The following is an 11,293-nucleotide window of genomic DNA, read 5'->3' on the forward strand; positions in this document are numbered from 1 at the left end:
TCTACATGAATAACACGAATAGTATGGGAATACAGCCAAATCAGGGAGCTGCAAGGGCAGCTCCAGTAATCACTACGGAGATCATTATGGAGAAAGTGGCACTGGTAACAGGAGCTTCCCGTGGCATAGGCGCGGCGATCGCCTCTCGCCTGGCAAAGGATGGCTTTACCATTCTGGTGAACTTTGAAAGTAATATTTCAGCTGCCGAAAAGTTGGTAAACCGCATTGAAACCGAGGGTGGCAAGGCGGTTACTGCCCAAGCCGATATCAGTGATCAACAGGCGGTTTCACGCCTATTCAACTCGGCAGAAGTCACCTTTGGCGGAATCAATACTGTCATCAATAATGCGGGCATTATGAAACTAGCCCCTCTGGCAGAATGTGAAGAAGATGATTTCGATCGTCAGGTAGCTGTAAATCTTAAGGGCACCTTCAATGTCATGCGTGAAGCCACCGCAAGGCTTCAAGAAGGTGGCCGGATTGTCAACTTATCCTCGAGTGTCGTCGATTTGTGTATGCCGACTTACAGCGTATATGCGGCGACCAAGGCAGCTGTTGAAGCTCTGACCCAGGTAGTCGCCAAGGAATTGCGAGGGAGAGATATGACCGTGAATGCCGTCGCCCCAGGGCCCACCGCTACCGAGCTATTCCTGTCGGGAAAGACCGATGAAATGGTGAGTACTCTTGCCAAAATGTCACCACTTGAACGGTTGGGCAGGCCTGAAGATATTGCAAATACCATTGCCTTTTTAGTCAGCGAGCAAGGTAGCTGGATCAACGGCCAAGTTATACGAGCCAACGGTGGAATTATCTAGCTTCACAGCCAATGCCCGCCTCAACTTAACAATCTCCAACTGTTCGTTATACCAGTTGGAAAGAGGACTAAAAACCAATGGTCGATCAAGCCCAAGTACCGTCGGCTAAATACATCAGGGATACCCTTATCGCTGCAACTATTGCCAGTGCAGCAGCATTCACTTGCTCTATGTTAGAACTACCACCCTGGGCTATGTTTGTTGGCTGGGTTGCTTTCTTTACCCAGCCAGGCTCTGCCTTCAGCGCAATCTCCAGTGGGATTTGTGTTGCTCTGGGAATATTGATGGGGATGACAGCAGCTATAGTTAATGCCCTATTGCTACCAATGATGGGCAATATTGCCTTCGCGGTTATAGTGTTTTCCGTTGCATTTGTGGTGGTATCACTTAGAGGACTGCCACTTGTAGGTAATATCATTGCCTGGTTTTTAGGGTTAATCACTTTCTTTGCAGCCCATCCAGCCAACGTTCTATCTGGAGTGATTGGGCTGACAATAGTGACCGCTCTAGGCATCCTCGCTGGCTATTGCTGCTCCTACCTACAATCTCTTACTGGAGAAAGTAAAGCTAATTGATAGTTAGGGAGTCTCGGCATAATTCAGTAATATCCTACAGGACTTAAGAGGCTCCCCGATTTTAAGCTGGTAATCCCAACTTATGTTTAAAACTATATAAATTGAGCGCTAAGTCGTATCCCCCTCTCTCAATTCACACCGCAAATATCCAGTATCTTATTCATTAGGTCATTATTTCTACTACTTAACATACGCGATACAGTATAGTGGTTTTTATTTTTCAAAAGTATATATTCGTATGGGCTTTTCGTTTGCTGTAGCTTCCCACAGTATCTTTTTGACTGATCAATAAATTCCGCAGTCTCATCATCACCTACTGCAACAATCGCTTTGGTGAAACATCTAATATCGCCAAAAATGGGGCTCAAATTAGTAACGTCATCTTCTGATAAACGCAGAGATTCATTGAGATAAGATTGCCTCATCTTTGTTAAGTCATAGAGCCCGCTTAACATAATAGCGCCGCTAATTGAGCTACGGACTTCAGGTGTCCACTCAAATTCTAAAATTTTAGCCACAAGGAATGCCCCAACAGAGTGACCACAGATCACTATATTACTGGGGTTGCCATTCCAGCGATCGATATTTTTATATATCCATAAGAATGCCTTTATATTTTGCTCAATAATTTCTTTAACACTGACGGCGGGCGCCAAATCATAGTTAACCAAAGCAACTGTACACCCGGCCTCTACAAAGGGCTTGGCAATATACCGGTATTGCTTTTTATCTAGCGCCCGGAAGTACCCTCCGTGGATGAATACAAATACCGGTGCATTGGGGGATTTAGCAGGAAATATATCTACTTTCTCACCGGAGCTATCTCCATAGCTGATATCCAGCGAGTTTCTTAGGGTTTGTGTAGCCAAATAGCTTTGTAGCCCATTGATTAGCAGATGGGCTCTACCAAATGGGTGCCGCTTACGCAGATTAAACTGATCATCATACTCACTCATTAACTCTGTCGACTCCGCAATTACCGGCTTAAACTGCCTATTTTACACCAAAGGAACTCTCTAGAGTCTGAAGAACCTCTAAACAAATTCGTGCCCCCCTGGCTTACGGGGCAATTCATGCTGAGGCGAGGCTTATCATTTAGCAGGCGGGTTTATGGGGTACTCCTCGAAACACTAAGGATGGACATTGAAACCTCTTTCGGACCGATGCCCTTATATGAGCTAGGCCAGCTTAATGAACGCGTAAGTCTACTATTAGCAGTTCGAAGAATAAGTATATTTCGTACAAAAGCTAATCAACAAAGAAGGAACCCCTATAATAATTAAGACCTACAGAGTATTTAAGGAGCCTCTGAATAACTCCATAATGCCTCTGCGGGTCTTGAAGGCTGCAGATGTTAGGCGCATGGCCTAGTCCTTTGCAAGAGCTGCCACGCAGCAGCTGTGGCCTTCAAGGCCCGCCCTTCGGGGCTTGCAGAGCGATTCACACTCCGCGTTGCGACTTCTTGAAAGGTCTAGACATTCCTGCGAAGCCGCGCCTTGATTGTGAACCGCTCTGCATGCCAGAGGTATCACGGAGTTATTCAGAGGCTCCTTAACAAACAAATATCTGCCAAATATATTAACAAGCCAGATATTGCGCACAAAATTATAAGGCCATCTCGCTTTTATTAACCCAAATAAAGAAGATGTAATTTAGTCAGGTTTTCTGATCTATATATAACGCCTATAGTTAAACTTTTAGTTTTATCCTACAAATTTTGAACTACAGATCCGCAGAGGACCAAAAGAATGTTAAAGCGTTTAACCGTGTTTATTCTAAGCCTCGTTATACTGTGCGGCGTACCCTTCGTATCATCCCAAGAAAACCCAAAACCTTTTGTTTTCACTGCCATTCCAGACCAGGACCCGGAGCGCTTACAAAAACGCTTTGGCAAAGTTGCACAGTATTTGTCCGACACGCTTAGGGTTGAAGTTAAGTACTTACCGGTGAAGTCCTACAGCGATACGGTTGAAGCCTTTAAAAATAACAAAGTTCAATTGGCCTGGTTTGGCGGATTTACTGGAGTACAGGCCCGTGTTGCGGAGCCTGGCGCCAAAGCCATTGCCCAGGGAGAAGGAGATCAAAATTTCACCTCCTATTTTATTGCTAATAAAAGTACTGGGCTCACTCCCTCAAAAGAGTTCCCCCACGGTATTGAGGGTATGACCTTTGCTTTTGGTTCAGAGCACTCCACTTCTGGACGGCTAATGCCCGAGTATTTTATTCGAAAAGCACTGGGCAAGCCCCCTGCCGAGGTGTTCAGCCGTGTGGGCTTTGGAGGTGACCACTCCAATACGCTCGATCTAGTACAGTCTGGGAAATATCAGGTGGGCGCCCTAAATCACAAGGTGTGGGAAAATGAAAAGAAAGCCGGCAAAGTGGATGAAAGTAAAGTGCAAGTAATCTGGAAAACCCCAGGATATCCAGATTATAACTGGACAATTCGTGGGGATGTCGATGAAACCTGGGGCAACGGCTTCTTAGACAAGGTCCAGCAGGCAATTTTGAATATGCGGGACCCTAAACTACTTGCCGCATTTCCCCGCAAAGGGTTTATCAAAGCCGACAACTCAATGTACCAGCCAATCGTCGAGACCGCTCACGAAATTGGCTTGTTGAATAATGAGTAAGCGAATTAGGTTCAAACTGTCCCTACTAACCAGTTCACGACTTAGCTAAGAAGCCTCCAGGGGAGTTAAACCCTTCAAACGGTCCTTGATAATAGCCGCCAATCTCCGTGCGCCGGGACCGATATCGTCCCGGTTAGGGAGGATCAGGTACATAGGGACCTCCCTTTTACTTCCTCCCTGGAGGGGCAAGGGCTTCAAGCTTCCTTCAGCGAGTTCATTCAGAATTTTGTCTTCTGGTAGCCATGAAAAACCGTAGCCTTTGCAAGCGGCGCCAATCAAAGAAGACATACTACTTAGAGTCCACCGCTTAGCCACTTCAACCGTGAGCGTTTTACTACCACTCTGGGGGTTCGTATCCCGAACCACCAGGTGACGATGATTGCGTAGGTCATTCATAGTTAGCGGGCGGTCCAGCTCATGCAGGGGGTGCTTGGGATGGGCTACCGGGATTAGACGTGCAGGAGCTGGCAGTAATTCACCGTTGTAGCCCAGGGGAATTCTGGGGCTTATTGCAAAATCAACCCTTCCCTCATTCAAGGCTTCTAAAGTTCCACTAATCACCATCTCATGCACTTCAATACGAGTCTGGGGGCTCTCTTCGCCAAAAAGTGCAAGGCAATCCAGCAACAACCAAATTGGGAACAGCACCTCCACGGAAATCGCAATCTGGGACTCCCATCCAGCCGAGGCCCGGCTGGCGGCCTGCTCCAATGCAGAAGCATCCTCCAGTAATTGCTTTGCGTGACGGTAGAGCATCTCACCAGCGGGAGTCAGAATCGCCTTGCGCCCGCTAATAGTGAAAACTGCTACAGCCAGTAGTGATTCCAACTTCTGCACCGAATAGCTTACCGACGACTGACTCTTATGCAGAAGCTCGGCGGCCTTTGCATACCCTCCCCCTTCAACTACCGCTATCAAGCAACGCCACTGCTCAAGAGTGATCTTTGGGTTTGATAATTGCGCCAACTGTTGTTTCATGATCGAATTTTTCGATGTAAATAAGCAAATAATTCTAATTTTTAATCAACTTAATGAATGTTTCAATAGCTTCATACAAAGTTAGTTACGAGGAAGCAGTCATGGCAAAGGTACTCAACATCAAGTCCAGCCTCTTTCGAGAGAACGGCCAGTCATCTCAACTTACGGACAATTTCATAGCGAGCTGGAAGGCTAAGAACCCGGAAGATGAAATCATCCATCGTGACTTGGTATCCGAGCCTGTACCTCACCTGAGCCTGGAGCACTTTCAAGCCCACAATACGCCAGCTGATAGCCGTTCAAACAAGCAAAGTGAAATTGCAGAACTTTCGGACAAGTTGATAGAGGAGATATCATCGGCAGATCTGCTGGTGCTAGGTATCCCGATGTATAACTTCAACATCCCATCTAACTTGCACACCTACTTCGATTTTATTGCGCGTGCCGGGGTAACATTCCGATATACCGAAAACGGCCCTGAGGGCTTATTAAGGAACAAAAAGGCCGTCGTCTTTATTTCACGGGGTGGTATTTATGGTGACGATCATCCCCAAAGTAATTATCTTCGACAGTTCCTTGGGTTTATTGGTATTACTGATGTGGAGTTTGTCTATGCTGAAGGTCTGGCAAAGGGAGATGAAGCAAAAGAGAAGGCGCTGGCAGCTGCGAAGAAGCGTATTGCTGAACTTGTGTGAGATTCGGCGATAACCAAGTTCTTATGTGAGTACCTGAAGGGGGAAACTAACTCTCCCCCTCTATTTAAAAAAATGGACAGGTTATTGTTTAACCCATCCTACATATATCAAATCTCATTTAGAGCTTCTTAAAATAGAGTGTTACCCCAAGTGCACCGCCATGATCTGTAAAATCCAAATAGCAATGTGACATAGCTTCCCTTTGAACTTGGGAAAGCAACTTGTTTAAATCATAGTTATTCATTTGCATTCTAGGAGCCATAAAAGGCTCGCCTTTAAGAAGGTTAAGAATATTTCCTACAAAAGGCACAGCACTGCTCAGAAATGAAGTCAATCTTTTTAATTTTGAAGTTTTAGTGTATGAAAAATGGGCAACACAAATTCCACCCGATTCTAATTTATCAAGCAGAAGACTAAATAGTCTTTGCCCTTTTTTAACAGGGATATGTTGAAACACGATAAAGGAGTGGATGAAGTTGAACTTCCCTTGAACTAGAGAGAGGCTCTCATCAGCTTTCACGAATTCAATATTACTTAAGCCCTGCTCGCGACTATTTCTTTTAGCCTCCATAAGCATCGAGTCAGAAATATCAACTCCTGTAACATCTTCAGCAATATACGCTAAAGGGATCGCTACTCTTCCAACTCCACAGCCAAAATCAAGCGCTCTCTTGACGACCAAAGCATCATCTACATGCTGTTTCACTTTTGTGAGTGTATTATGGACATGGCTTTGTCCCGTTTTAAAGAAATCTTCCTTTACACTATCTGTTAAGTTTTCCTTCCTAAATTTTTCCTCGGTTAGAACACCATAATAAGCATCATCTTTGCCAAATTTTTCCCACTCTTTGTCAGAGTCAGCAATAAACATCGATATTCTCCCGCTACTACCCCGCTCACTCCAAATCTAAGATTATTTGAAATAAGCAATTCCATTTGACCTTGAATACGAAACGATTGTATCAAGAAACGGTTTCCCAGAACGAATATTTTCAGAGTACCAATGTACCAATTAGATCCTCGAGGAACTCAAAACATATTGACTGCCTTAACAAGCCACGCCCTACTCAGATTGAGTAGTTTCAATAGCGACTCTAATCTATTTAGCTGTACCTTGATTCCATAATATATTATATGGCTATATAGCTAAGTAAAAGCAATCCACCCAGGCACTACTTTTTGCCAACTGAATTATTAGAGTTTGCGGGCTTGTAATAAGAACATAGAAAACCCCCTTCTTGATACAACCCAATGCGTCGAGTCCCTGCAACTCTAATTAGGGACTCTAAGTTTGAGGCGGTGATCACGCAAAAGAGTATTTGTTTTTCAGATGTGGTAAAAACACTATTGTTTAGCTGTTCACCGCATCATCCATATACTTCACTGACTCGCCAATAGAAATAGTGAACACGCCGGCATTGCCATTAATATATTCACGTTTCCATGAATTATAGCCTTCCTCATGATCAGGTATCTCAGGCTCCCCCCCATCAGTTCAGATATGCTTACCCCTAGCACCTCAATGACCTCCCCACTATTAGGGTTATTAATCTTTATACCTGAAATCTGAGCATGCACTACCATTGAATCGCCCTTAAACTCTTCCATTTTTACTCGCAGAATATCAAATAAGAGTAAGAAGACAGTGGGCCGTGCAATCAAGCAGATGCTGAAGTCTTATCAGGCCGCGTGTAAAACCATAACTTACAACAACGGAGGTGAATTCGCTGGGCATCAGTCGAGCGTGCGGGAACTAGGCTGCAATATATATTTTGCCAAACCGTATCACTCGTGGGAGCGTGGTTTGAGCGAAATTACCAATGGACCGCTGAGGCGTTTTTTCCAAAAGGGATAGAGATTAGCAAGTTACCGAACAGGTAAATTGACGATGCAGTGTATCGTATTAATGCCCGACCTAGAATGATGTTAAATTATTGGAGCCCGCTGGAATTTCTAGTGAGTAAGCGTCTGTCACTTATGTTGGCAATCTAGCTAGCGCTCTGGGTGCTCATTAAGAATTCCTGATCGTTAAAAAACAGGAGAGTAGAGAAAAGTTGGTGGGTGTTTTAGGTGGGCTTGCTTAATCGCTTACGAAACATCCCGGTTAAAAGTGTTTTTTGAGGATGTTCCGTTATTTAGCGGTGTGAATCTTTTTAGATAACCCTTCTTCGACTCTGCGAAATCAACAAACCTCTACAGATTTTCGCACCACAAATGACACCGCAAAACATGATAAGTAAAATATCGGGTCGGGCGTGCTGCCTGCGTCGACCAAGCCTAGGATCTTCCATGTCACCAAAGTAGTGTAAAAGGCTTGGGACTGCCCTCGGTAAAGCGCCATTAATACTCATACCCCATAGAATTAGGGTATGAGCGGAAATTCTATAAGTTAGTACGGGTACGGCTTCTGCTGGTCAAAATCATTCCCTCGGCTAGGTGACCGACAAGCAGTGAAATGTATCCTAGTGTATTTTAACTTGTTTTCAGTGATAACCTTGAAAACATCAGCCAATTTAATGTTGGCACCCTTTTTCACTAAAATCAGATCGTGGGTATGAAGTCCACCTTCCCAAGCGGTTTTGATATTTTCCAGATGTGGACCGCCTTTTTCGTTATACGAAAGATTATAGTTGCGAACCTCTGCACCGCAGCCAGCAATAGAGATCGCTTTTCCAGACCCCATTCTCAGAAATGTTTTAGCTTCGTCAAATGTGACTAAACCATTCTTGTTATCCTCGTCGGCAGGCTTACCCGTTTTAGTCAAACTTCTGACTGCATGATCAGTAGAAGCAGAGCCATGAAAGGAGTAAAAGTACATCGCTACCTTTTCTGGCAGCGCCACAACTTTGGCGCCTTTATCAAATGAACCATGCGCATAAAGAATGGCCTCTCCCCCAGTCGAGTTATCTTTTTTATGTATTATTACGTTTCCGAGTTCAAGAGTTTTCATAACAATCTCTATCAATTAAAAGGTTAGTTAAAATTCCCTATCCGGGTCTAGCTGTATTCAATATTTACAGATTAATAAATTCAGATCAACGGTAAAATCCGTAAGGGCATCACCCCGCCCGCTATTAATAGCCGCAAACCTGCTTTCCGAACAACAACATAATCATGCACACCTGACATAACAAACACATTAGGATAAACATCTCACAATATGGGTTGGAGCATTAAATTTATCAATTAAGGAATTTTCCGTGCACATTTCAAAACCGGGAAAAAAGGAGCGATACTAAAGTCATACTGTAGATTTCTCTCTACAAAATATACCGATTAAAACTCACAAAATAAGTACTGATATTATGGTTATTCATTGAAATAGTGGCTATACCGCCATCAAGAATTGCTAAAGTCTCCACCAACATACGACACTTCACCACTTGGAATTGATTTCTTTCCTGTATTCACAGAATGTAAAAAATTAAATGTGAACAGGCTTACGCTCAAATTAACTAAGAACTATAAGTTGCCTCATAAATTGATTGAGCCTTGTCTTCCCCAGCTACAATGTAGAAAAGTAGGTCTGAAACCTATTGATAACTGAGTATGTTTTGAAGCTATCTTATGGATTTTGCTATCAGGTTACGAAAGAAAGACCATCCTTCACCTTACCCTCCACTGAGCACTTGCTGGAAAGACCTCAGTTTTAGCGCATGCTTGGTTTCGAGGTATGGAGGATGTTTCTCAGGTAGTTTGATCAGCGGTCTCTACTTAACTAGTAGTGGTGTAACGAACAAACTATTTAAATAAATTGTGACCCAACTGCTGCTTTTGGTATACAGACAATGTCCACCCCCGTAACAATAGCCCTCACTGAAGAGGAACGTAAAGAGTTTCAACGTCTCTGTCGCAGTGGTAAGACTCCAGCGGGAATCAAAGAGCGCCTGTCAATTGTATTGATTGGCGATGAAGATTTATCGAACAGAGAAATTACTGAACGCTTGCCCTTTAGTGCCCATAAAATTGCTAGATGGCGAAACAGGTTCGCAGAATCTGGCTTTAAAGGTAATGAGAAAGATCTACCACGGGGATCAAACCATGGCGGCCATGCAGGCGGAATTGGAGGAGCACCTCGCCAGCAGGGACAAGCCCAACCGCAAGAATGGTACCACCTCAAAAACCATGAAAAGTCCCGCCGGTAGCTTCGAACTGCAGACGCCACTGGACCGTGCTAGTACTTTTGAGTCTCAAATCGTGAAGCATCAAGCCCAGCTTACCGACGAACTGGAGCGCAAAATCACTGCCCTGTTTGCCTTGGGTAACAGCTACCAGAACATTCGTACACATATTGCCGATATCTGTGGAATGGAGCTTTCCAACGGTACCAACAACACAGTTACAAACAAGCTGTGCCTGGGCTTAAAGCCTGGTGTGAGCGTGATCTGGAGGCTATTTACCCTATCGTCTAGCTCGACGCTTTTCATTATATGATCAAGGAAAATGGTCGTTATGCTAGCAAGGCCATTTACACGATTCTTGGTCTCAATATCGAATGCAAGAATGAATTGTTGGAACTCTATTTATCCGACCAAGAAGGCGCCCGCCATTGGCTGAACGTCCTAACTGACCTCCATAACCGTGGGGTCAAAGATATCCTGATGGCATCCAGGGCTTTCCCGAGGCCATAGAGATCATCTGCCCAAATACCGAGATCCAGCACTGCATCATTCACCAGACCCGAAACTCGCTGAAGTATATAGCTTCAAAAAATCAGAAGACCTTTATAGCTGATATTAAGTGCATCTACAAAGCGGCAACGCTCTATACCGCCGAGAGCGCTTTAGATAAGCTGGAAGCTCGGTGGGAAGAAAAATATCCAATGGTGATAAAGTCGTGGGGCAGTAAATGGACAATTCTCTCTACCCACTTTAAGTACCCGGAATCTATCCGCACACCGATCTATACGACAAATGCAGTGGAAGCCGTCCACAGGCAATTCCACAAGCTGGCCAAAAACAAGGGAGACTTCGCCAATGAGAATAGCTTACTGAAGCTTCTGTACGCCGGCATACTAAAAGCCTCCGAGCGCCGGACGCACCCGATTCAAAACTGGAATCTGACGCTGTCACAGCTAACGATCCACTTCCCCGATCGTTTGGAGAAATACATCAGCCTCTGAGGCTATGGCTGACACAGAGTTTTGAATACTCTCCATTTGTCGCTGAAATGTGGTAGCAAATCTATTATTTAGCTGTTCACCGCATCATCCATATACTTCACAGCCTCTCCTATAGAAATAGTGAACACTCCGGCATTGCCATTAATATACTCTCGTTTCCATGAATTATAGCCCTCCTCATAATCAGGTATCTCACACTCCCCCATTAGTTCAGATATGCTTGCCCCTAGTGCCTCAATTGAAAACGGCATATGAGTAATTTCCTCAATGACCTCTCCACTATTAGGGTTATAAATTTTAATGCCTGAAATCTGAGCATGTACCACCATTGAATCGTCCTTAGACTCTTCAATTTTTAATATGATAACCCGCGAATTCTCCTCGCCCTCTCGATTATCATATTTCCAAACTTGACCTTCTTTAACTTTTAAATCCATCCCGACTCTTCACTTTAAATTATCTGCTAATAACATTTATG

General features: G+C 44.3%; 12 protein-coding genes and 1 pseudogene. 6 read left to right on the forward strand and 7 right to left on the reverse strand.

The window, feature by feature from the left end:
- The first annotated feature begins 5 nt into the window (after positions 1–5).
- Entirely contained in the window at positions 6–815 is an 810-nt protein-coding gene (locus ACJJIW_RS17690; protein WP_444935928.1) for an SDR family oxidoreductase, read from the forward strand.
- A gap of 77 nt (positions 816–892) precedes the next feature.
- Entirely contained in the window at positions 893–1,390 is a 498-nt protein-coding gene (locus tag ACJJIW_RS17695) for a DUF1097 domain-containing protein (protein ID WP_444935929.1), read from the forward strand.
- 128 nt (positions 1,391–1,518) lie between these two features.
- Here ACJJIW_RS17695 and ACJJIW_RS17700 read toward each other — a convergent pair whose 3' ends face one another.
- A complete protein-coding gene (locus ACJJIW_RS17700; RefSeq protein WP_444935930.1) occupies positions 1,519–2,346 on the reverse strand; it encodes an alpha/beta hydrolase in 828 nt (275 codons plus the stop codon).
- Between the two features lie 792 nt (positions 2,347–3,138).
- Here ACJJIW_RS17700 and ACJJIW_RS17705 point away from each other — a divergent pair.
- On the forward strand, positions 3,139–4,020 hold the full coding sequence (locus tag ACJJIW_RS17705; protein WP_444935931.1) for a putative selenate ABC transporter substrate-binding protein: 882 nt from the start codon (positions 3,139–3,141) through the stop codon (positions 4,018–4,020).
- Between the two features lie 45 nt (positions 4,021–4,065).
- Here ACJJIW_RS17705 and ACJJIW_RS17710 read toward each other — a convergent pair whose 3' ends face one another.
- The gene (locus tag ACJJIW_RS17710) at positions 4,066–4,998 is read right to left on the reverse strand and encodes a LysR family transcriptional regulator (RefSeq protein ID WP_282932759.1); all 933 of its coding nucleotides are present in this window, start codon (positions 4,996–4,998) and stop codon (positions 4,066–4,068) included.
- Positions 4,999–5,099: 101 nt separating this feature from the next.
- Here ACJJIW_RS17710 and ACJJIW_RS17715 point away from each other — a divergent pair, with 101 nt between their 5' ends.
- A complete protein-coding gene (locus ACJJIW_RS17715; protein ID WP_444935932.1) occupies positions 5,100–5,693 on the forward strand; it encodes an FMN-dependent NADH-azoreductase in 594 nt (197 codons plus the stop codon).
- 118 nt (positions 5,694–5,811) lie between these two features.
- Here the strand turns inward: ACJJIW_RS17715 and ACJJIW_RS17720 are convergent, their stop codons facing one another.
- Both ACJJIW_RS17720 and ACJJIW_RS17725 read right to left on the reverse strand, forming a co-directional pair.
- Complete coding sequence (locus ACJJIW_RS17720; protein ID WP_282932757.1) at positions 5,812–6,564, reverse strand: class I SAM-dependent methyltransferase; 753 nt, start codon at positions 6,562–6,564, stop codon at positions 5,812–5,814.
- A gap of 509 nt (positions 6,565–7,073) precedes the next feature.
- Positions 7,074–7,301, reverse strand: coding sequence for a hypothetical protein (locus ACJJIW_RS17725; protein ID WP_444935933.1), 228 nt, complete (start codon positions 7,299–7,301; stop codon positions 7,074–7,076).
- Positions 7,302–7,359: 58 nt separating this feature from the next.
- On the opposite strand from ACJJIW_RS17725, the gene ACJJIW_RS17730 reads away from it, so the two are divergent.
- A complete protein-coding gene (locus ACJJIW_RS17730; RefSeq protein WP_444937370.1) occupies positions 7,360–7,548 on the forward strand; it encodes a hypothetical protein in 189 nt (62 codons plus the stop codon).
- Positions 7,549–7,846: 298 nt separating this feature from the next.
- On the opposite strand, the gene ACJJIW_RS17735 is transcribed toward ACJJIW_RS17730, so the two are convergent.
- Positions 7,847–8,044, reverse strand: a complete 198-nt coding sequence (locus ACJJIW_RS17735) for a transposase family protein (protein WP_444935934.1) — start codon at positions 8,042–8,044, stop codon at positions 7,847–7,849.
- A 38-nt stretch (positions 8,045–8,082) separates the two neighbouring features.
- Positions 8,083–8,643, reverse strand: coding sequence for a putative adhesin (locus ACJJIW_RS17740; protein WP_444935935.1), 561 nt, complete (start codon positions 8,641–8,643; stop codon positions 8,083–8,085).
- 1,046 nt (positions 8,644–9,689) lie between these two features.
- Here ACJJIW_RS17740 and ACJJIW_RS17745 point away from each other — a divergent pair.
- Positions 9,690–10,815 (forward strand): annotated as a pseudogene (locus tag ACJJIW_RS17745) (IS256 family transposase).
- A 68-nt stretch (positions 10,816–10,883) separates the two neighbouring features.
- Here ACJJIW_RS17745 and ACJJIW_RS17750 read toward each other — a convergent pair.
- The gene (locus ACJJIW_RS17750; protein ID WP_444935936.1) at positions 10,884–11,252 is read right to left on the reverse strand and encodes a hypothetical protein; all 369 of its coding nucleotides are present in this window, start codon (positions 11,250–11,252) and stop codon (positions 10,884–10,886) included.
- Positions 11,253–11,293: the final 41 nt, after the last annotated feature.

The sequence above is a fragment of the Microbulbifer maximicatervae (SeqCode) genome, assembly GCF_052467815.1.